The sequence below is a fragment of the Cupriavidus neocaledonicus genome, assembly GCF_000372525.1.
Classification (GTDB): domain Bacteria; phylum Pseudomonadota; class Gammaproteobacteria; order Burkholderiales; family Burkholderiaceae; genus Cupriavidus; species Cupriavidus neocaledonicus.
The window spans coordinates 346,789-366,226 of record NZ_AQUR01000105.1 but is presented as its reverse complement, the minus strand read 5'-3'; the positions used below and the strand labels follow the sequence as shown (position 1 = coordinate 366,226).

The window sequence follows — 19,438 nt, the reverse complement described above, 5'->3', positions numbered from 1 at the left end:
TTGCGCCGCTCCCTTGCGTAATCGTCTGTCCGGTCTGTCTGGCCAGGCCTCAAGCATAAGCGCAGATCGGCGCGCTTGCAGCGGATTCAGCCGGGCTGGCGTCGGGCCTCCAGCTGCGCGCGCAATTGCGGCTTGAGCACCTTGCCCAGCGCGCTACGCGGCAGGTCGTCCATCAGCACCACCTCGCGCGGCAGCTTGAAGCGGGCGATGCGCGCGGCCAGCAGCTCGCGCAGCGGTTCGGCCGCCAGCGCGCCGGGCGGCGCGCCCGGCGCCGGCACGATCACCGCCACCGGCACTTCGCCCCAGCGCGCATCGGCCACGCCCACCACCGCGCATTCCTGCACGCCGGGCAGGCCGACCAGCACGTTCTCGATCTCGGCGGGATAGATGTTCTCGCCGCCGGAGATGATCATGTCCTTGCTGCGGCCCACCACCTCGATGCAGCCCTCGGCATCGCGGTGCGCGAGGTCGCCGGAATGGAACCAGCCGCCTGGCAGCCCGTTGTCGGTTAGCCCGCTCCCGGGCGGGTTCCAGTAGCCCGCCATGACATTGGCGCCGCGCACCCACAGCTCGCCCACCGCGCCCGGCGGCACCTCGGCGCCGTCGGCGCCGGCCAGGCGCACTTCGGCCTCGGGCTGCGGCCAGCCGGCGTAGCCAGGGCGCGCCATGGCCTGCTCCAGCTTCAGCACCACCGACACCGGTCCGGTCTCGGTGGCGCCATAGACCTGCCCGAGCGGCACGCCGCGCGCGTGGAAGGCCTCGATATACGCGCGCGGGATGGGCGACGATCCCGCCATCACCCCGCGCAGCGCCGCCAGGTCGGTATCGGCCCAGCGCGGGTGCTCCAGCACCGCGCGCAGCGTCGCCGGCACCATCAGCGACAGGCTCGGCCGCGCCCCGGCCACCGCGTCGAGCCACGCCTGCGGCGCGAAGCGGTCATGCAGCGTCACCCGCGCGCCGGCCAGCAGCGCCGGCAGGGTCTGGATGCACAGCCCGCCGACATGGAACAGGGGCAGCACCGACAGCACATGGTCGCCGGCGGTCATGCCATGCGCCCACCAGCTGGCGCGCGCATTGGCCAGCAAGCCGGCCTGGGTATGCACCGCGCCCTTGGGCTTGCCGGTGGTGCCGGAGGTGTAGGCCAGCAGCAGCGGCGCATGGTCCGGCACGGCGGCATGGCTCACGCCGGACGGCGCCGGATGCTCGACCAGCCGGTCGAGGGGCGCCAGCCGGCAATCGCCGCCGGCTTCGCGCGCCAGCGCTTCATGGGCCGCGTCATGGAACAGCACGGCGAGTTGCGCGTGCGCCGCAATCGCCCGCAGCTCCGCCGGCGCCAGCCGGTAGTTCAGCGGCGCGAACATGGCGCCGACGCGGGCGCAGGCGAACAGCAGCACCAGCTGCAGCTCGTGGTTCAGGCACAGCGTGCCGACGCGGTCGCCGGGGCGGATGCGCCAGGTCGCGGCCAGGTGGGCGCTGGCGCGCTCCACGCGCCGCCACAGCGTGCCGTAGGTGAAGGTGCGGTCCAGATAGTGCAACGCCGGCCGGCCCGGCGCGGCGTCGGCGTGCCCATGCAGCATGGCCGGCAGCGTGCCCAGGCCGGCGGCACCGGCACGGATGGCCCTGCGGGGTGCGCTCATTCGTCGCGCTCGCCGGATTCGTACAGGGTCTCGCGGCCCATGCGGTCGAGGATCAGCTCGGCGGTCCAGGGCAGCATCAGCGCGCCGCAGCGCGAATCGCGGTAGAGCCGCTCCAGCGGCAGGTCCTTGAGCATCGACTGGCCGCCGCAGGTGCGGATCGCCAGCCGGGCGATATCGTTGGCGCCTTCCATCACCGTGTAGTGCGCGGCGTACAGGCGCAGGCGCTCGTCCTTCGACGGATTCGGCTTCGCTTCGTGGATCGCGCGCCAGAAGATCGAGCGCATGGTCTCCAGCTGGATGCGCATCTGCGCCACCGCGATCTGCTTGGTCGGATACATGCGGCGCTTGACCGGCGGCTGCCCCGGCACCTCGCCGCGCAGGTACTGCACGGTGAAGTCGTACGCCGCCTGCGCCACGCCGAGGTAGGTCGGCGACAGCGTGAAGAACATCGCCGGCCAGGTCTGCGCGGCGCGGTAGTAGACCCCGCGCGGCATCAGCTGCTCGTGGTCGGGCACGAACACGTCCTTGAGCAGCAGCGTGCGCGACACCGTGCCGCGCATGCCCATCGGGTCCCAGTCGCCGGTCACGGTGAGCCCGTCCGCCCGTCCGGGCACGGCGATATAGAGCGTGTCGCGCATGTCCGGATGCTGGTCGCCGCGATCCTCGGTGCACAGGATGCCGTAATAGTCGGCCGCGCCCGACAGCGAGGCGAAGATCTTGCGCCCGTTGAGCACCCAGCCGCCGTCGACCTTGCGCGCGGTGGTGCCGAACGGCGCCTTGCCGGCGGCGGCGGCCGAGCCTTCGGAGAACGGCTGCGCGTAGACTGCGCCATCCCGCACCACCCGCGCGAAATGCAGCTCGCGGCGGGCCTGGTGTTCGTCGCGCTGTGCCGGCGTCATGTCGATGCCATCGGACAGCACGCCGGTCCACATGGTCGAGCAGATATGCATGTTGTACGTAAGCGCGGTGGCGCCGCAGAAGCGGCCGATTTCCGCGCCGACCATGCAGTAGGTGGCAAAGTCCGCGCCCGCGCCGCCGAACGCCCGCGGCACGCACAAGGCCAGCAGGCCGGCCTCGCGCAGGTCGTCGTAGTTGGCGAAGGGGAAGCTGGCCTCGCGGTCCCAGGTGGCCGCGCGCGGCGCGAAGCGTTCCCGGCCCAGGCGGTTGGCCAGCGTCAGCCATTGCGCCTGTGCCGGGGAGAAGTCCGCCGTACCGACGGCGGGAATGAAGTCGAGCTGGCCGGATGGCATGTCGCGTCTCCTGTTTTTTTCCTGCTCGCGCCCGTTGGGTGGAAAGGGGCGGCGCGGCGTTGGTTCTTGTGTTGGCGTTGCCGGAAAGCGGCGCGCTTCACTGCACGGGAAAGTGCCGGTGCAGGAAATCCAGCACCGCGTCGTTGAACAGCCCGGGACGCTCCATGCAGGCCAGGTGGCCCACGTCGGGCAGGCAGCGGTACTCGGCGCCGGCAATGCGTTGCGCCATGCGCTGCATCACCTCGGGCGCGGCGTTGGCATCGTGCTGGCCGGCCAGCGCCAGCACCGGCACCGCGATGCGGGGCAGCGCGTCGCGCTGGTTGAAGCGCACCAGGGCACCCAGCGCGGCGCGGTAAGTGGCCGCCGGCACCGCCGCCATCACCGCGGTGGCGAAGGCCACGGCGTGCGCGTCGGCATCGGGCGCGACCATGGTGCGCACCAGTCCCGCCGCCATCTGGGCCATGGTCTTGCCGGCATCCAGCGGCGCGGTGCGTGCGGCGATGAACTCGCGTTGCCACGGACCATCGCCCTTGCCAAAGGCCGGCGAAGTGCCGGACAGCACCATGCCGTCGACCAGAGCGGGGGTGGCCGCGCAAGCCTGCTGCGCCACCATGCCGCCCATGCTGTGGCCCAGCAGCACCACGCGCCGGCCGGCGTCGCGTTCGCACCGCAGCACGGGGGTCAGCGCCTGCGCCAGTCCGTCGAAGTCATAGGGGTCGATCAGGGCACTGTCGCCATAGCCCGGCATGTCCCACGCCAGGGCGCGGTAACCGGCCTGCGCCAGGGCCTCGCCCTGCGCGGGCCAGGCGGCCTTGCCGCCGCCGATGCCATGCAGCATCACCACCGCCACCGGCCCGTCGCCCCAGGCCAGCGTGGCAATGCCGTTGGCGTGGCGTTGCGTGGTCGCGGCGCTCATGCGGCCACCTCTACCAGCGTGCCGGCCTCGACCTCGTTGCGGCCGTCTAGCGACACCGTGCAGTTGCGCAGCGGCAGGTCGAAGTGGCCCAACGTATGCCGCCCGGCGACCTCGTTGGCGCCGGTCGAGAACAGGAAATTGCCGGCGAAGGCGCGCAGCTCGGTGCCGTTGCAATCGCGCTTGTCGTAGAACGTCATCGCGTCCCAGCGCGCCAGCCGGTTCAGGCCCCAGCCCACATGCGAGACCGCGTAGGCATCGCGCGTGCCTTCGCGGTCGGCCCAGGCCTGGTAGTAGCCGCGCATCATGTCGGCGTCGACGCCCTGGCCCTCGACCGCGACGATATAGTCGTCCTCGATATGGCAGACCACGGTGTCGCGCAGGTAGGTCTTGAAGGTCAGGTTGACGTCGCCCGGCGCCAGCACCAGCGTGCCGTTGACCTGGCGCCCGGCCGGGAACGCCAGGCACAGGCCGCCGGGCCAGTGCGAGACCTGGCCGGGCTTGTTGCAGAAGCCCCAGACGCCACCCACGCGCGCGTCGGCCAGGCCGATGCGCAGCTCGGTGCCGGCCGCCGAATGCACGCGCATCTCGCGCGCGCCGCGCAGGCGCTTCATCGCCGCGCGCACGGTGGTCTCCAGCGACGGATCGGGTTGGCAGCGCTCCAGGATCTCGGGGTGCTCGTTGCTGACCATCAGCATGCGCGGCACCACGCCGTCGGCACCGCGCAGGATCTGGGGCAATTCGGGGGCGTGCAACAGGCCCTCGACGGTGCAGTCGAGCACCAGCTGGCAGCGTGACAGCGCCGCCAGCACCGGAGCGAGTTGCTGCAAGGCATCGCTGGCGCCGGTGGAGCGCACCGGCGCCGGGGCGGCAAGCGCCGGGGTCGGCACCTGGATCCGCACGGGAATGGCCCCGAGCAACTGCGCGGCCAGCTCGGCCAAGGCCACGTTGACAGGGCGGGATTGGGACTCCGTTACAATTCCGACGACATCCCCGTGCCGCAGGGCACAGAGTTCCAGCGTGCGGCGGAACGCCGCCAGCCAGCGGTGTTCGATCTGCTCGATGAGCATGCGCTTGTCTCCTGCTGCTTGTTGTTGGCTTCTTGTTCTATGGGGCCCGGCCGCCCACGCTTTGTGCAGCGGCCAGCGCCGGCGGCGCCGGACTTGAACTTGCCGCCCCTGGCGCGAATAATATATATGAAATTTCATGAACTCCAGTGGAGCCCCCATGGGCATGCCTGAGGCCCAGCCACGGATCGCCAGCGTAGCCGCCGCTCCGGACTTCGATGCGATGCACTTCCGCCGCACCCTGTCGCAGTTCGCGACCGGGGTCACGGTGATCACCACGCGCGCCAGCAACGAATCGGTTGCGGCGGGTGCGCCGCCGTTCATCGGCATCACCGCCAGTTCGTTCAACTCGGTGTCGCTGGAGCCGCCGCTGGTGCTGTGGAGCATGGCCACGCGCGCCAACAGCCTGCCGATGTTCCGCGACGGCACCCACTACATCATCAACGTGCTGTCGGCCTCGCAGCTGGACCTTTGCCAGCGCTTCGCCACGCTCAAGGGCGACCGCTTCGCCGGCGTCGATTACCGGCTTTCAGCCACCGGCCTGCCGATCCTGTCGAATGCGCTGGCCTGGTTCGAATGCCACAACCGCAGCCGCTACGACGAAGGCGACCACGTTATCTTTGTCGGCGAGGTGGAGCGCTGCGGCGTGCTCGATGGCAAGGACGGCCCGCTGATTTTCCAGGGCGGCCAGTTCACCACCACCGCCCCGCTCGATCTCTGAACAGTCCCTGCCCCATCATGGCGGACCTGCCGGCAACCCCCTCGCCCCAGCCCTTCGTCGACGGCTACCTGGCCTACCTGCTGGCCCGCGCCAGCCATCTGATCTCGGGCGAATTCCATCGCGAAGTCGAGGCCACCGGCCTGTCGGTGCAGGAATGGCGCGTACTGGCCACGCTGGCCGACCGCCCCGACTGCACCGTCGGCGCGCTGGCGGAAATCACGCTGACCAAGCAGCCCACGCTGACCAAGCTGGTCGACCGCATGGCGCACGACGACCTGGTCCGGCGCCGCGCCGGCAAGACCGACCGCCGCCAGGCACTGGTCTCGATCACGCCGCGCGGCCTGGCGCTGGTGCAGCCGCTGCTCGAGCGCGCCGCGCAGCACGAGCGCGCCGTGCTGGACGACTTCGGTGCCCGCCAGGGCGCGCAACTCAAGGAAACCCTGCGGCAGCTGATCGCGCTGCACACGCAGCGCTAGGCTGCCGCGGCCGCCTTCAGGATCGCCAGCGGCGAACTGTCCACCTTGATCCGCTGCAGCACGATATTCGAGCGGATATCCATCACGCCGGGCGTCCGGTACAGCCGGTTCACGATGAAGTCCGAGTAGTGCTTCAGGTTGCGCGCCTGCACGCGCAGGATGTAGTTGCTGTCGCCGGTAATGATGTACGCCGACAGCACTTCCGGCCACGACTGCACCGCGGCGATGAAGGTGTCGTGCCAGCCCTCCACGTCATGGCGCATCGATACCTGCACGATCGCCTCGAGCTCCAGCCCGAGCTGCTCGGCATCGAACCAGGCGCGATAGCCGCCGATCACCCCCGACTCTTCCAGCAGCCGGACCCGGCGCAGGCACGCCGACGGCGACAGCGCCACGCGGTCGGCCAGGTCCTGGTTGCTGATGCGGCCATTCTCCTGCAGGCAGGTCAGGATGCGCAAATCGGTAGGATCCAGATTCATTCGAATTTCCTTCGATAATTTATCGATTTTTCGCATTCTATGCGAAAGACGTGGCAGATGACGGGTCATTTAGCAAGCCTCTTGCCGCCGATTTTGACTATGATTCCCGACATCGAGGCACACGAAACGGCGCCCACGGACAGCGCCGCGCACACCCATGACCGCCCCCAATCCCGACCCGCGCCGGCTGTGGGACATCAGCCCGCCGCTGTCGCCCGCCACGCCGGTGTGGCCTGGCGATACGCCGTTCCAGCAGCAGCCGGCCTGGCAGATCGACGACCATTGCCCGGTCAATGTCGGCCGCATCACGCTGTCGCCGCACACCGGCGCGCATGCGGATGCGCCGCTGCACTACGCCGCCGCCGGTGCGCCGATCGGCGCCGTGCCGCTGGCGCCCTATCTGGGCCCGTGCCGCGTGATCCACTGCATCGGCGCGGCGCCGCTGGTGCAGCCCCATCATGTCGGGCACGCGCTCGAGGCGCTGCCGCCGCGGGTGCTGCTGCGCACTTACCGGCAGGCGCCGCTGGCGCAGTGGGACCCGGCCTTCTGCGCGGTGTCGCCCGACACCATCGCGCTGCTGGCCGCGCACGGCGTGCAACTGGTCGGCATCGACACGCCCTCGCTCGATCCGCAGGACTCCAAGACCATGGACGCGCACAACGCGGTGCGCCGCCATGGCCTGGCGATCCTGGAAGGCATCGTGCTGGACCACGTCGATGCCGGCGACTATGAACTGATCGCGCTGCCGCTGCGCTTTGCCGCGCTGGATGCCAGCCCGGTGCGCGCGGTGCTGCGCAGCCTCGCCTGAACCCTTTCCCGAACCCGCCTCGCCTTTCTGCACGACATGACGACCATTGACCGCGAGCACTGTATCCGGCTCGACCAGCAAGACCCGCTGCGCGACCAGTTCGCGCTGCCCCAGGGCGTGATCTACCTCGACGGCAACTCGCTTGGCGCCCGCCCGCGTGCCGCCGCCGCGCGCGCCGCGCAGGTGGTGGCCGAGGAATGGGGCGACGGCCTGATCCGCAGCTGGAACAGCGCCGGCTGGTTCGACCTGCCGCAGCGCCTGGGCAACAAGCTGGCGCCGCTGGTCGGCGCCGGTCACGATGAAGTGGTGGTGACCGACACCACCTCGATCAACCTGTTCAAGGTGCTGGCCGCGGCGCTGCGCGTGCAGCAGTCGCGCGACCCGGCGCGCAAGGTGATCGTCTCCGAGGCCAGCAACTTCCCCACCGACCTGTATATTGCCCAGGGCCTGGCCGACCTGCTGCAGCAGGGCTATTCGCTGCGGCTGGTGAACTCGCCGGCCGAGATCGACGCGGCCGTCGGCGCCGATACCGCGGTGCTGATGCTGACCCACGTCAACTACAAGACCGGCGAGATGCTCGACATGGCCGGGCTGACCGAGCTGGCCCACGCGCGCGGCGCGCTGACGGTGTGGGACCTGTGCCATTCGGCCGGCGCCGTGCCGGTCGACCTGAAGGCGTCCGGGGCCGACTACGCCATCGGCTGCACCTACAAGTACCTGAACGGCGGCCCGGGCTCGCCCGCCTTCGTCTGGGTCGCCCCGGCGCTGCGCGATGCCTTCTGGCAGCCGCTGTCGGGCTGGTGGGGCCATGCCGCGCCGTTCGCGATGGATCCGCAGTACCGGCCGGTCGAGGGCGTGCGCCGCTTCCTGTGCGGCACGCAGCCGGTCACGTCGCTGGCAATGGTCGAGTGCGGGCTGGACATCTTCGCGCAGACCAGCATGCAGGTGCTGCGCGCCAAGTCATTGCTGCTGACCGACCTGTTCATCGACCTCGTCGAAGCCCGCTGCGGCCACCACCCGCTGACGCTGGTGACGCCGCGCGAGCACGCGCGCCGCGGCAGCCAGGTCAGCCTGGAGCACCCGGACGGCTATGCCCTGGTGCAGGCCCTGATCGAGCGCGGCGTGATCGGCGACTACCGCGAGCCGCGCATCGCCCGCTTCGGCTTCACGCCGCTCTACACCAGCTTCGCCGAGGTGTGGGATGCTGTGGAAATCCTGCGCGAGGTGCTGGACAGCGGCGCCTATCGCGACGCGCGCTTCCAGACGCGCGGCCAGGTGACCTGACCGGGAGCGCATCATGAGCGAATTCAAGGGATGCCCCTTCTCCGGCGCGGCGCCGGCAGCCACGCCGGCAGCCAGCCCGCAGGGCGACGGCTGGCACGGCGCGCAGATGGATTTCGCCAGGAACATGAGCTATGGCGACTACCTTGGCCTGGACCAGATCCTGAGCGCGCAGCATCCGCTGTCGCCGGACCACAACGAGATGCTGTTTATCGTGCAGCACCAGACCACCGAGCTGTGGATGAAGCTGATGCTGCACGAGCTGCGCGCCGCGCGCGAGTCGGTCAAGGCCGACAGCCTGCCGCCGGCGTTCAAGATGCTGACGCGCGTGTCGCGCATCATGGACCAGCTGGTGCAAGCGTGGAACGTGCTGGCCACCATGACGCCGCCGGAATACTCGGCGATGCGGCCCTACCTGGGCATGTCGTCGGGCTTCCAGTCGTACCAGTACCGCGAGATCGAGTTCATCCTGGGCAACAAGAACGCCGCCATGCTGCGTCCGCATGCGCACCGGCCGGAGCACCTGGCGCTGGTCGAGGCCGCGCTGAAGACGCCATCGCTGTACGACGAGGCGGTCCGGCTGATGGCGCGGAGCGGCTTTGCCATCGACGCCGATTGCGTCGAGCGCGACTGGACCCGGCCGACCGCGTACAACGCCTCGGTCGAGGCGGCCTGGCTGGAGGTCTACCGCAACCCGGGCGCGCACTGGGAGCTCTATGAGCTGGGCGAGAAGTTCGTCGACCTGGAAGACGCGTTCCGGCAATGGCGCTTCCGCCATGTGACCACGGTCGAGCGGGTGATCGGCTTCAAGCGCGGCACCGGCGGCACCGAGGGCGTCAGCTATCTGCGCAAGATGCTGGACGTGGTGCTGTTCCCGGAACTGTGGAAATTGCGGACCGACCTGTGATTCGCGCGGTCCCTGCGCGCAGGGACCGCCGTACGGCCGGCGGGCTGCCTCAGCCCGCCGGTTCGGACAACCTTGCCGCCAGCGTCTGCAGCGCCGGCGCCAGCGTCTGGTGGAACACCGCCTCGTCCACCGCGCCATAGGAAGCACTGCAGCTCAGCATGTGCAGCTCCTTCTCCCCCACCGGCCGGAACGCCACCGCGCAGGCATGGATGGCCGGATGCCAGTCGCGGAACGACGCGGCATAGCCGCGCTGCTGCGCCTCGGCCAGCGCGGCGCGGGTCGCGGCCTCCTGCTGCTTCCATTGCTCCGGGAAGGCCTGGCTGAACTCGGCCATCACGCGCTCGCGGCGCGGCGCCGGCAGGGCGGCCAGGTAGGCCCGCCCCATCGAACTCGACACCAGCGACAGACGCGAGCCGACGCCCAGCCCGAGCATCACGCCGGCGTCGTTGCGGATCGATTCCAGGTAGATCACCTCCATGCGCTCGCGCTTGCCGAGCGAGACCGAGACCCCGTACGACTGCGCGAACGCCAGCATGTGCGGCCGCGCCAGCGACACCACATCCGATGCCGACAGGTAGGCGTAGCCCAGCGCGAGCACCCCGGCATCGAGCGCGTACTTGCCCAGGCTCTCGTCGTAGCGCAGGTAGCCCAGCTGCACCAGCGTGCCGGCCAGCCGGCTCACGGTGGCCTTGGGAAAGCCGGTGCGGCGCACGAACTCCTGGTTGCCCAGCATCGCCTCGCCGGTGCGGAAGCAACGCAGCAGCTCCAGGCCGCGCGCCAGCGCGGTGACGAAGTTCGGGTCGCTGTCGCGCACCGGTGCGGAGACAGGTTGCTGGGAAAGTGACGGATCGGTCTGGGGGTTGGGATTGGGGTTGGCCAAGGTTCGCGGCTCCAGTCGGCGCTTGTCCGTTCATCGCACAAAGGCGCGGCGGTTCAGGGTTTTGCCTGTTGCGTGGCAAGACCATTGCGATATACTAATTCAACGGAACACAGTTCCGCAATGCGGAACTTCCTGGATCCCGAAAAAATCCTCCGCACGATCACAGACCGATCGCCCAACCCGTTACGAATGACGGAATCCGCCGGCGCGGACCACGGCACCACAGCCGCCCGCCCGGCGCTTCCCTGCGCTACCGAAGGAGACCTGCATGGCTGCCAACGCCGAATTCCACTGGGCCGACCCCCTGCTGCTCGACCAGCAACTGAGCGCCGACGAGCGCATGGTGCGCGACGCCGCCGCGGCGTACTGCCAGGACAAGCTGATGCCGCGCGTGCTGCAGTCGTTCCGCAACGAGAAGACCGACGTCGAGATCTTCCGCGAGATGGGCGAACTCGGCCTGCTCGGGCCCACCATCCCCGAGCAATACGGCGGCCCCGGCCTCAACTACGTGAGCTACGGCCTGATCGCGCGTGAAGTCGAGCGCGTCGATTCGGGCTACCGCTCGATGATGAGCGTGCAGTCGTCGCTGGTGATGGTCCCCATCTACGAGTTCGGCACCGAGGCGCAGAAGCAGAAGTACCTGCCCAAGCTGGCCACCGGTGAGTGGATCGGCTGCTTCGGCCTGACCGAGCCGAACCACGGCTCCGACCCGGGCTCGATGGTCACCCGCGCGAAGAAGGTCGACGGCGGCTACGAGCTGACCGGCGCCAAGATGTGGATCACCAACTCGCCGATCGCCGACGTGTTCGTGGTCTGGGCCAAGCTGCAGGGCGATGACGGCAAGGAAGACATCCGCGGCTTTATCCTGGAAAAGGGCTGGAAGGGCCTGAGCGCCCCGGCCATCCATGGCAAGGTCGGCCTGCGCACCTCGATCACCGGCGAGATCGTGCTCGACCAGGTGTTCGTGCCGGAAGAGAACATCATGCCGGGCGTGAAGGGCCTGAAGGGTCCGTTCACCTGCCTGAACTCGGCTCGCTACGGCATCGCCTGGGGCGCGCTGGGCGCCGCCGAATTCTGCTGGCACACGGCGCGCCAGTACACGCTGGACCGCAAGCAGTTCGGCCGCCCGCTGGCCGCCACCCAGCTGGTGCAGAAGAAGCTGGCCGACATGCAGACCGAGATCACGCTGGGCCTGCAGGGCTGCCTGCGCCTGGGCCGCATGAAGGACGAAGGCACCGCCGCGGTCGAGATCACCTCGATCATGAAGCGCAACTCGTGCGGCAAGTCGCTCGACATCGCCCGCGTGGCGCGCGACATGCTGGGCGGCAACGGCATCTCGGACGAGTTCGGCGTGATCCGCCACGTGGTCAACCTGGAGGTGGTCAACACCTACGAGGGCACCCACGACATCCACGCGCTGATCCTGGGCCGCGCCCAGACCGGCCTGCAAGCCTTCTTCTGATCGCAGCATAAAAAAGCCCGGCGATGAAGCCGGGCCAAGCACACTACCAAGGAGACGACGAGGCTGCCCCCGTCGATACGACACCTGCCTTGCACACGGCCCCGCCCTGGCGGGGCCGTGTTCATTTGTTGGGCTGGGGCGTCAGGCGCAGGTACGGACGCACCGCCTGGTAGCCCTTGGGGAATTTCTCGCGCAGGACGGCTTCGTCCTTCAGCGACGGCACGATCACCACGTCGTCGCCATCCTGCCAGTTGCCCGGCGTCGCCACGCTGTGGCTGTCGGTCAGCTGCAGCGAGTCGATCACGCGTAGCACCTCGTTGAAGTTGCGCCCGGTGCTGGCCGGATAGGTGATGATCAGGCGCACCTTCTTGTTCGGATCGATGATGAACAGCGAGCGCACCGTCAGGGTCTCGTTCGCGTTCGGGTGGATCATGTCGTAGAGCTGCGACACCTTGCGGTCGGCGTCGGCCAGGATCGGGAAGTTGACCTCGGTCGCCTGGGTCTCGTTGATGTCCGCGATCCAGCCGCGGTGAGAGTCGACGGTATCCACCGACAGCGCGATCGCCTTGACGCCGCGGCGCGCGAATTCATCCTTCAGGCGGGCCGTGAGGCCCAGTTCGGTGGCGCAGACCGGGGTATAGTCCGCCGGGTGCGAGAACAGCACGCCCCAGCTGTCGCCAAGCCACGCATGGAAGCGGATGCGGCCTTCGCTGGAGTCCTGCTCGAAGTCCGGGGCGATATCGCCAAGTCGCAATGCCATCTTCGGTTCTCCTGATTTCACGGTGGAACCAGAGTAACTGGATTGATATCCAACCCAAACGAATATAAAGTCACTACAAAATCACTCGCAGTCATATAGACATTCTCTGACATTCATCACCGCCGCTTTCGTGCATGCTGGCAATACTGGGGCGTTGCCCCCCGCAGCGACCCCGCAGCGCACCCTGTTCCGGGCGCGTTGCCTTGAAAGGGCGACGTGTCGCCACATATGCTAAGTATCAGACCGACAACTGCCGTTAGCCTCGGAGCGAAGAAAATGTCAGAATCCGCACAAACCGAACCAACCGCCCGCAAACAGGAGAAACTGATGAGCGATGTCAAGACCGTGCTGTCCGACGCCGAGGAACTGCTGAAGCAAGCCGCCTCGACCACCGGGGAAAAGGCCGCCGAACTGCGCGAGCGTGGCATGGGCCTGCTCAAGCAAGCCAAGGAGAAGGCCCAGGACCTGCAAGACGCCGTCGTAACCAAGAGCAAGGCCGCCGCGCGCGCCACCGACGACTACGTGCACGACCACCCGTGGCGCGCCGTGGGCGTGGCAGCCGGCGTCGGCCTGCTGATCGGTCTGCTGCTCAACCGCAAGTAAGCGCTGCAAATCCGGCGCGGCATGCAAGGCCGCGCCATCGCGGCAACCCGCCCGGCGGGTTGCCAATGGCCGGGGCGCCCGGTGTGTCGGTAACGCTGTCGCGGCTGACCTCTCATGGTCGACCGTTCGTTGCCGACACCACGCCGCATCCGGCCCCGCAAGTCGGATAGGTGCGTACGGCCATGCCGGCGCACCGCTCTTTCACGCCGGAGCCGCATGAGCGAAGCCAACCCTTCCCCCAAGTTCCTGGACGCCGTGCGCAACCTGGCCGGCTCGGTCGTGGCGATGGTGCAGACCCGCCTGGAACTGGCCAGCGTGGAGCTGGCCGAAGAGCGCACGCGCTTGCTGAAGGTCGCCCTGCTGGCCTTGTTCGGGCTGGCGTTCTTCGGGCTGGGCCTGGTCACGCTGACCGCCCTCATCGCGATCCTGTTCTGGGACACCTACCGCTGGCAGGCGCTGGGCGCCCTGACGGTGCTCTACCTGGTGCTGTGCGCCGTCTGCCTGGCCTACGCCCGCAGCGTGCTGCGCAACGCGCCGCCGATGCTGGAAGCCACCCTCGCCGAAATCGACAAAGACCGGGAGATCCTGCGCCGATGAGCACACTCGACCCTGACGACGCTGCGCCCGCACGCGAACGCGGCGAATACCCGCGCGCGCCCCGGTTCACGCAAGAGGTGCGCCTGCCGCTGGCGGTGCGCAAGGAACTGCTGCTGACCCGCGCCGCCCTCGAACGCCACGATTGCCGGCAGGCGCTGCACGCGGTGCGCGGCGGCGTGCACCGCCTCGGCACCATCAGCGCCTGGCTGCCGCGGATCGCGCGGCCGGGCTCGTGGATGAAGGTGGTCGGGCTGACCAAGGACTACCCGCTGCTCAGCACCGCGGTTACGCTGGCGCTGCCGCTGGTCAAGCGCGTGCCGGTGCTGCGCCTGACCTGGAAGCTGTCCAAGCTCGGCCTGGTCGCGGGCGCCGCCTACTGGGCCTACAACACCTGGCGCGAAGCCAAGGGCCAGGCAGTGCCGCCGGCCAACGTGCCGACCCCGGCCCCGGCCGGCACCCCACCCGCCGCCGACACCGGCTTCCGCGATCCGCTGATCCCCTGACGGCGCTGGCGGCTCATCCCGCCAGCGCCAGCGCCGGTCGTCCTCCGGCATCCGGGGCGGCCGGTGCGAACGGCACCGGCGGCGCAATGTGGTAGCCCTGCGCCAGGTCCACGCCCAGTCCGCGCAGGCGCTCCAGCATCGCCTCGTTCTCGACGAATTCCGCAATGGTCTGCTTGCCCATGGCGTGGCCGATGCGCTGGATCACCTCCACCATCACCAGGTTGACGGGGTCGGCCAGCATGTCGCGCACGAAGCTGCCATCGATCTTCAGGTAGGCCGCGGGCAAGTGCTTCAGGTAGGTGAACGAGGACATGCCGGCGCCGAAGTCGTCCAGCGCGAAGCGGCAGCCGAGCTGCTGCAGTTGCATGATGAACGCCCCGGCCTGCGCCAGGTTGGCAATGGCCGCGGTCTCGGTGACCTCGAAGCAGATGCCGTCCAGCGCGATGCCGAAGCGCTGCGCCTGCTCGCGCACGAAGTCCGGGAACTGGATGTCGGCCAGCGACGAGCTTGACAGGTTGATGGCGCAGATGGCGATCTCGGCCTGGCGTCCCGCCAGCGTGGCAAACGCGGTCTCGACCACCCAGCGGTCGATCATCGGCATCAGGTTGTAGCGCTCGCAGGCCGGCACGAAGGCCATCGGCGGCACCAGCCGGCCGCGTTCGTCGACCATGCGCAGCAACAGCTCCACGTGGCGTCCCGTTGCCGGCGCCGTGCCCGGCTGCACCGGAACGATTTCCTGCGAGAACAGGCAGAAGCGGCCGGCCGCCAGCGCCGCATGCACGCGGCTGACCCATTCCATCTCGCCTTGGCGCGCCTGCACCACGCTGTCCAGCGGATGGTAGACCTGGACGCGGTTGCGCCCGCCCTCCTTGGCCACGTAGCAGGCCGCATCGGCCGCGCTGAGCGCCTCGGCCACGCTGCCGGTGTGCCGGTCCAGCGTGACCAGGCCGATGCTGACGCCGACCGCGAAGGTGCGCTGCCGGTGCGCAAAGCGGAAGCTCGCGATCGCGTGGCGCAAGCCCTCGGCGACGCGCTCGCCGTCGGCGGTGCCGCAATGCTCGAGCAGCACCCCGAACTCGTCGCCGCCCAGACGCGCCAGCATGTCGCTGCGGCGCAGCTGGCCGCGCATGATCTCGGCCATCTGCCGGATCAGCTCGTCGCCGGCGGCGTGGCCGCAGGTGTCGTTGACCACCTTGAACTGGTCCATGTCCAGGTACATCAGGGTGTGAGGGATGCCCTGCGCGCGCGCGCGCTCGATCGCCGCGGCCAGCCGGCGCTCGAATTCGGCGCGGTTGACCAGGCCGGTCAGCGCGTCATGGCTGGCCTCGTGCGCCAGGCGCGCGGCATGCGCGCGTTCCTGGCTGATGTCGTGCAGCACCACCACCACGCCGATGGCCTGCGCGGCGCGGTCGCGGATCAGCGCCACCGACGGCTTGACCGCCAGCGCCGGTCCGGGCTGCCCGGCACCATCGCGCTGCACCAGCTGGGCCGAGCGGCTGTGCCAGCGCTGGCGCAGCGCCAGCGTCACGATATCGGGCAGCGGCGCCAGGCTGTCCTCGTCGCGCAGCACGCACACCTCGCTCAGCGGCAGCCCGCGCGCCTCGGCCTCGCGCCAGCCGGTCAGCGCTTCCGCCGCAGGGTTGAGCGACTGCACGCGGCCCCATACATCGGCGGTCACCACGGCGTCGCCGATCGCCTGCAGCGTGACCTGGGCGCGCTCCTTTTCGGCGAACAGCTGGGTCTCGTAGCGCTTGTGGTCGGAAATATCGGTCAGCGAGCCCGCCATGCGCGCGCGCCGGCGCCCGGCACCGCGCACCAGCCGGCCGCGCGCGCGCACCCAGAGGTAATCGCCGGCGCGGTTGCGCAGGCGGAATTCGGCGTCATAGGGTTCGCCGCTGCGCAGGTGGTGCGCCAGCTTGGCCTCGAACGCCGCCAGCTCGGACGGATGCAGCAGGCCCAGCACGGTTTCGCGCGCATGCGGCAGCTCGTCGGCGCGGTAACCCAGCATCTGCGCGCAGCGCGGCGAGAAATACAGTTCGCCACGCCCGAGATGCCAGTCCCACAAGCCGTCGTTGCTGCCCTCGACCGCCAGCTGCAGCTGCTCTTCGCGCTGCGCCAGCGCCTCGCGCAGCCGCCGCTCGCGCCGCAGCGGCCCCACCGACAGCAGGATCGCCGACATCAGCAGCGCCGCCGCCATCACCGCGCTGCCGGTGGTCAGCAACCGCGTGACCCGGCGCGAGGCTTGCCCCAGGTGGCCGGAAAAAGCGCTTTCCAGCGGCGTCAGGCGGGCGTCGATCCGGGCGATGTTGCGCAGCACCGGCGCGACGCAGGCGTCGTCGCAGCCGGGTTGGCGGGCCAGGCGCCGCAGCGCCAGCGCCTGCTCATGCAGGGCAAAGATTTCCAGATCGCCCTGCGCCCATACGCGGATGGCGGCATCGACCTCATGGATCTGGCGGAAGTTCCGGTACAGGCGCACCATGCGCGGGATGTCTTCGGGGTGGTTGCCTGCGGCGAGCAGGCCCTCGTGCACGCGTTCCAGGTCAGGCTCGGCACGGTCCAGCTCCAGGCGCGCGCGGTGGTCGCCGAAGGGGATGGCGATGGCCGCCAGGTAGGCCTCGAAATCCGCCGGATCGCGTTCCGCGCCATAACGCAGCAGGTGCAGCACCGCGTTTTTCTGGCCCTTTGACCACTGGCTCTCGCCCGCGACAAAGGCGCGCGCGGCCGACAGCAGGTCCAGGCTGGCGATGCTGAACAACGCCAGCGCAACCACCACCGGTACGAACGGCCAGATGATGCGCAGCACATGCCCGCTGGCCGGCAAGGAAACGCCTGCTCGCCGCATAGGTCTTGTTCGAGGGGCCGTGTCTCGCGGCCGTTCCGAGGGCCCGCGGTCCACACGCCGCGGTTGAGCCATTGTGCGGCGCGTGGCGCGCTCGCGTCTCTACCTCGAACTAGTTAAAGCACCCCCTACCATCGGGGCATGCCGGACGGCACAAAACGCAAAAAGGGCCTGTGACATGCGCCACAGGCCCTTCGTAATACTGGTGGGTCGTGCGTGACTCGAACACGCGACCAACGGATTAAAAGTCCGCTGCTCTACCGACTGAGCTAACGACCCGAAAAAACAGAACCGCGATTATAGTGATGCGATTCTCGATGTGTCAAGGGCGGCGCGCCAGCGCGCTTAAACCATGCGTTCCAGGCGCCACATCTGGTAGCGGAACGCCAGCACCGCGCCGGCCAGGATGCCGCCCAGCGCAATGAACGAGCCCAGCGCCAGCGTCGACACGCCCGACAGCCCCTGCCCCACCGTGCAGCCCAGCGCCGTGACGCCGCCCGCGCCCATCAGGATGCCGCCGACGATGTGGTTGGCGACGTCCTCGGCATTGCCGAAGCCTTCCCAGCGGAAGGTGCGGGTCGCCAGCGCATACGCGGCCGCGCCGGCGATCACGCCGAACACGCTGACGATGCCGATGGTCAGCACCTTGCTCTTGTCGCTGAACATCATCAGCCAGTCGAGCGTGTAGGCATACGGCGCGACGAAGCTCAGGCTTTCCATGCGGCCGCTGTTGGTCGAAACGAACAGTTCCTCGAGCGTATTGGGGTCCTCGGCGACGTAGCCGAGGTGGCCCGACACGTACCACATCGCCACGATGATCAGGCCCACGCCGATACCGCCCAGCAGGTTGTCGAAGGTGCGGAAGCCGCGTCCCGCCAGCGCCCACGCCGCCAGCACGCCGCCTAGCGCCAGGCCCAGCCCAAGCTGCAGTGCGCCACGCGCCGCGCCGGTGCCCTGCGCCAGCACCGACGGCAGGTCCTGCGTGGTCGGCAGCGCCAGCGCCACCGCATCGACGGTATTGACGCGCACCACGCCGAACAGGCCGCGCAGCGTCATGTAGGCCGACAGCCCCAGGAACACGAACACCACCAGCGACTTCAGGTTGCCCGCACCGATGCGCACCAGCGTCTTGCTGCCGCAGCCGGACGCCAGCACCATGCCGAAGCCGAACATCAGCCCGCCGGCCAGCGCCGACAGCCACGCCAGCTTGCTGGCGGCATAGATGGTCTTGGTCGGGTCGATGGCGCCGTTCCAGGCCAGCACGCCGGTGCCGACCATGGCCACGCCGATGGCCAGCACCCACATGCGCATGCGGCTCCAGTCGCCCATGTTGACGATGTCCGAGACCGCCCCCATGGTGCAGAAGTGCGTGCGCTGCAGCACGGCGCCAAACAGGAAGGTCAGGACGAAGGTGCTCAGCAGCACCGAGCGCGACAGCGCGGCAAGATCGATTTCAGGCATGGGGCGGGAACGGCGGGCTCAGGCCAGGGCGGGGGCTCAGGTGCCGGATCAGGCGGCGGCCTGGTAGCGGGTCGGGTCGGGCACGCCGGCGGCCTCGAAGCCGGCGCGGCGGATGCGGCAGGAATCGCACACGCCGCAGGCGCGGCCGTCGTCGTCGGCCTGGTAGCACGACACCGTCAGGCTGTAGTCGACGCCCAGCGCGATGCCGGCGCGGATGATCTCGCCCTTGGTCATGTCGATGATGGGCGCGTGCACGCGGAAGCGGTCGCCCTCGACGCCGGCCTTGGTGGCCAGGTTGGCCAGGGTCTCGTAGGCCGCGACGTATTCCGGGCGGCAGTCCGGGTAGCCGGAATAGTCGACCGCGTTGGCGCCGAAGAACAGGTCGCGCCCGCCCACCGCCTCGGCCCAGCCGAGCGCCAGCGACAGCATGATGGTGTTGCGCGCCGGCACGTAGGTGACGGGGATGCCGCCGCTGGCGCCATCGGTGGGGACCTCGAGCGCATCGTCGGTCAGCGCCGAGCCACCGAAGCGGCGCAGGTCGAGGTCGACGATCTCGTGGCGCACGGCGCCCAGCGCCGCGGCCACGCGCTTGGCGGCCTCCAGTTCGGACGAGTGGCGCTGGCCGTAGCGCATCGACAGCGCATAGGTCTCGAAGCCCTGGGCGCGGGCCATGGCAAGTACGGTGGCGGAGTCGAGTCCGCCGGACAGCAGGACGATGGCGCGTTGGGTCATGGTGCGGGTCGCGCCGGGGGCGGCGCGCAAGAACATTCGGGCGAATCGCATATTCTATCGCG

General features: G+C 69.3%; 19 protein-coding genes and 1 tRNA gene. 9 read left to right on the top strand and 11 right to left on the bottom strand.

Annotation, left to right across the window (positions count from 1 at the left end):
- Positions 1–86: 86 nt before the first annotated feature.
- The 4 genes from A3AG_RS0125825 to A3AG_RS0125810 all read right to left on the bottom strand — a co-directional run bounded on the left by A3AG_RS0125825 (position 87) and on the right by A3AG_RS0125810 (position 4,870).
- Complete coding sequence (locus A3AG_RS0125825; protein ID WP_018008179.1) at positions 87–1,637, bottom strand: class I adenylate-forming enzyme family protein; 1,551 nt, start codon at positions 1,635–1,637, stop codon at positions 87–89.
- Complete coding sequence (locus A3AG_RS0125820) at positions 1,634–2,887, bottom strand: acyl-CoA dehydrogenase family protein (protein WP_018008178.1); 1,254 nt, start codon at positions 2,885–2,887, stop codon at positions 1,634–1,636. The genes A3AG_RS0125825 and A3AG_RS0125820 overlap by 4 nt, the downstream gene beginning before the upstream one ends.
- 97 nt (positions 2,888–2,984) lie before the next feature.
- Positions 2,985–3,803, bottom strand: a complete 819-nt coding sequence (locus tag A3AG_RS0125815) for an alpha/beta fold hydrolase (RefSeq protein ID WP_018008177.1) — start codon at positions 3,801–3,803, stop codon at positions 2,985–2,987.
- A complete protein-coding gene (locus A3AG_RS0125810) occupies positions 3,800–4,870 on the bottom strand; it encodes a 2,5-dihydroxypyridine 5,6-dioxygenase NicX family protein (protein WP_018008176.1) in 1,071 nt (356 codons plus the stop codon). Before A3AG_RS0125810 ends, A3AG_RS0125815 begins: the two co-directional genes overlap by 4 nt.
- A 157-nt stretch (positions 4,871–5,027) precedes the next feature.
- Between A3AG_RS0125810 and A3AG_RS0125805 the strand changes: the two genes are divergently transcribed.
- Entirely contained in the window at positions 5,028–5,588 is a 561-nt protein-coding gene (locus A3AG_RS0125805; protein ID WP_018008175.1) for a flavin reductase family protein, read from the top strand.
- A 17-nt stretch (positions 5,589–5,605) separates the two neighbouring features.
- Positions 5,606–6,064, top strand: coding sequence for a MarR family winged helix-turn-helix transcriptional regulator (locus tag A3AG_RS0125800; protein WP_018008174.1), 459 nt, complete (start codon positions 5,606–5,608; stop codon positions 6,062–6,064).
- On the opposite strand, the gene A3AG_RS0125795 is transcribed toward A3AG_RS0125800, so the two are convergent.
- Positions 6,061–6,543: an Lrp/AsnC family transcriptional regulator gene (locus A3AG_RS0125795; protein WP_018008173.1), complete on the bottom strand. Its 483-nt coding sequence runs from the start codon at positions 6,541–6,543 to the stop codon at positions 6,061–6,063. The two genes, A3AG_RS0125800 and A3AG_RS0125795, sit on opposite strands and share 4 nt — an antisense overlap.
- 157 nt (positions 6,544–6,700) lie before the next feature.
- Here A3AG_RS0125795 and kynB point away from each other — a divergent pair, with 157 nt between their 5' ends.
- The 3 genes from kynB to kynA are packed head-to-tail and all read left to right on the top strand — an operon-like array spanning position 6,701 to position 9,539.
- The gene (kynB, locus tag A3AG_RS0125790; RefSeq protein ID WP_018008172.1) at positions 6,701–7,351 is read left to right on the top strand and encodes an arylformamidase; all 651 of its coding nucleotides are present in this window, start codon (positions 6,701–6,703) and stop codon (positions 7,349–7,351) included.
- 36 nt (positions 7,352–7,387) lie between these two features.
- A complete protein-coding gene (gene kynU, locus A3AG_RS0125785; RefSeq protein WP_018008171.1) occupies positions 7,388–8,635 on the top strand; it encodes a kynureninase in 1,248 nt (415 codons plus the stop codon).
- A 13-nt stretch (positions 8,636–8,648) separates the two neighbouring features.
- Positions 8,649–9,539 (top strand): tryptophan 2,3-dioxygenase, encoded by an 891-nt coding sequence (gene kynA, locus A3AG_RS0125780; RefSeq protein ID WP_018008170.1) that lies wholly within the window; start codon positions 8,649–8,651, stop codon positions 9,537–9,539.
- Between the two features lie 49 nt (positions 9,540–9,588).
- Here kynA and A3AG_RS0125775 read toward each other — a convergent pair whose 3' ends face one another.
- Positions 9,589–10,419, bottom strand: coding sequence for an IclR family transcriptional regulator (locus tag A3AG_RS0125775; protein ID WP_018008169.1), 831 nt, complete (start codon positions 10,417–10,419; stop codon positions 9,589–9,591).
- A 268-nt stretch (positions 10,420–10,687) separates the two neighbouring features.
- Between A3AG_RS0125775 and A3AG_RS0125770 the strand changes: the two genes are divergently transcribed.
- Entirely contained in the window at positions 10,688–11,881 is a 1,194-nt protein-coding gene (locus A3AG_RS0125770) for an acyl-CoA dehydrogenase (RefSeq protein ID WP_018008168.1), read from the top strand.
- 121 nt (positions 11,882–12,002) lie between these two features.
- Here the strand turns inward: A3AG_RS0125770 and A3AG_RS0125765 are convergent, their stop codons facing one another.
- Positions 12,003–12,641 carry a peroxiredoxin gene (locus A3AG_RS0125765; protein ID WP_018008167.1) on the bottom strand — a complete coding sequence of 213 codons (639 nt, stop codon included), beginning with the start codon at positions 12,639–12,641 and terminating at the stop codon, positions 12,003–12,005.
- A gap of 276 nt (positions 12,642–12,917) precedes the next feature.
- Between A3AG_RS0125765 and A3AG_RS0125760 the strand changes: the two genes are divergently transcribed.
- The 3 genes from A3AG_RS0125760 (at position 12,918) to A3AG_RS0125750 (ending at position 14,344) form a co-directional block, all read left to right on the top strand.
- Complete coding sequence (locus tag A3AG_RS0125760) at positions 12,918–13,244, top strand: ElaB/YgaM/YqjD family protein (protein ID WP_010813729.1); 327 nt, start codon at positions 12,918–12,920, stop codon at positions 13,242–13,244.
- A gap of 216 nt (positions 13,245–13,460) precedes the next feature.
- Complete coding sequence (locus A3AG_RS0125755) at positions 13,461–13,841, top strand: phage holin family protein (RefSeq protein ID WP_018008166.1); 381 nt, start codon at positions 13,461–13,463, stop codon at positions 13,839–13,841.
- A complete protein-coding gene (locus tag A3AG_RS0125750; RefSeq protein ID WP_018008165.1) occupies positions 13,838–14,344 on the top strand; it encodes a DUF3318 domain-containing protein in 507 nt (168 codons plus the stop codon). Before A3AG_RS0125755 ends, A3AG_RS0125750 begins: the two co-directional genes overlap by 4 nt.
- Before the next feature lie 13 nt (positions 14,345–14,357).
- Here the strand turns inward: A3AG_RS0125750 and A3AG_RS0125745 are convergent, their stop codons facing one another.
- The 4 genes from A3AG_RS0125745 to queC all read right to left on the bottom strand — a co-directional run bounded on the left by A3AG_RS0125745 (position 14,358) and on the right by queC (position 19,376).
- On the bottom strand, positions 14,358–17,258 hold the full coding sequence (locus A3AG_RS0125745) for an EAL domain-containing protein (RefSeq protein ID WP_018008164.1): 2,901 nt from the start codon (positions 17,256–17,258) through the stop codon (positions 14,358–14,360).
- 128 nt (positions 17,259–17,386) lie between these two features.
- Positions 17,387–17,462, bottom strand: a tRNA-Lys gene (locus A3AG_RS0125740).
- A gap of 66 nt (positions 17,463–17,528) precedes the next feature.
- Complete coding sequence (locus A3AG_RS0125735; protein ID WP_018008163.1) at positions 17,529–18,644, bottom strand: YeeE/YedE family protein; 1,116 nt, start codon at positions 18,642–18,644, stop codon at positions 17,529–17,531.
- 48 nt (positions 18,645–18,692) lie between these two features.
- The gene (gene queC / locus A3AG_RS0125730) at positions 18,693–19,376 is read right to left on the bottom strand and encodes a 7-cyano-7-deazaguanine synthase QueC (protein WP_012353550.1); all 684 of its coding nucleotides are present in this window, start codon (positions 19,374–19,376) and stop codon (positions 18,693–18,695) included.
- Between the last annotated feature and the right edge of the window lie 62 nt (positions 19,377–19,438).

Excerpts from the sequence above, each read along its gene's own strand:
- kynU (WP_018008171.1), top strand. The coding sequence starts at position 7,388 with ATGACGACCATTGACCGCGAGCACTGTATCCGGCTCGACCAGCAAGAC.
- A3AG_RS0125825 (WP_018008179.1), bottom strand. The coding sequence starts at position 1,637 with ATGAGCGCACCCCGCAGGGCCATCCGTGCCGGTGCCGCCGGCCTGGGC.
- A3AG_RS0125770 (WP_018008168.1), top strand. The coding sequence starts at position 10,688 with ATGGCTGCCAACGCCGAATTCCACTGGGCCGACCCCCTGCTGCTCGAC.
- A3AG_RS0125755 (WP_018008166.1), top strand. The coding sequence starts at position 13,461 with ATGAGCGAAGCCAACCCTTCCCCCAAGTTCCTGGACGCCGTGCGCAAC.
- A3AG_RS0125800 (WP_018008174.1), top strand. The coding sequence starts at position 5,606 with ATGGCGGACCTGCCGGCAACCCCCTCGCCCCAGCCCTTCGTCGACGGC.
- A3AG_RS0125750 (WP_018008165.1), top strand. The coding sequence starts at position 13,838 with ATGAGCACACTCGACCCTGACGACGCTGCGCCCGCACGCGAACGCGGC.
- kynB (WP_018008172.1), top strand. The coding sequence starts at position 6,701 with ATGACCGCCCCCAATCCCGACCCGCGCCGGCTGTGGGACATCAGCCCG.
- A3AG_RS0125735 (WP_018008163.1), bottom strand. The coding sequence starts at position 18,644 with ATGCCTGAAATCGATCTTGCCGCGCTGTCGCGCTCGGTGCTGCTGAGC.
- A3AG_RS0125795 (WP_018008173.1), bottom strand. The coding sequence starts at position 6,543 with ATGAATCTGGATCCTACCGATTTGCGCATCCTGACCTGCCTGCAGGAG.
- A3AG_RS0125745 (WP_018008164.1), bottom strand. The coding sequence starts at position 17,258 with ATGGCTCAACCGCGGCGTGTGGACCGCGGGCCCTCGGAACGGCCGCGA.
- A3AG_RS0125805 (WP_018008175.1), top strand. The coding sequence starts at position 5,028 with ATGGGCATGCCTGAGGCCCAGCCACGGATCGCCAGCGTAGCCGCCGCT.
- queC (WP_012353550.1), bottom strand. The coding sequence starts at position 19,376 with ATGACCCAACGCGCCATCGTCCTGCTGTCCGGCGGACTCGACTCCGCC.
- A3AG_RS0125820 (WP_018008178.1), bottom strand. The coding sequence starts at position 2,887 with ATGCCATCCGGCCAGCTCGACTTCATTCCCGCCGTCGGTACGGCGGAC.
- A3AG_RS0125810 (WP_018008176.1), bottom strand. The coding sequence starts at position 4,870 with ATGCTCATCGAGCAGATCGAACACCGCTGGCTGGCGGCGTTCCGCCGC.
- kynA (WP_018008170.1), top strand. The coding sequence starts at position 8,649 with ATGAGCGAATTCAAGGGATGCCCCTTCTCCGGCGCGGCGCCGGCAGCC.
- A3AG_RS0125760 (WP_010813729.1), top strand. The coding sequence starts at position 12,918 with ATGTCAGAATCCGCACAAACCGAACCAACCGCCCGCAAACAGGAGAAA.
- A3AG_RS0125765 (WP_018008167.1), bottom strand. The coding sequence starts at position 12,641 with ATGGCATTGCGACTTGGCGATATCGCCCCGGACTTCGAGCAGGACTCC.
- A3AG_RS0125815 (WP_018008177.1), bottom strand. The coding sequence starts at position 3,803 with ATGAGCGCCGCGACCACGCAACGCCACGCCAACGGCATTGCCACGCTG.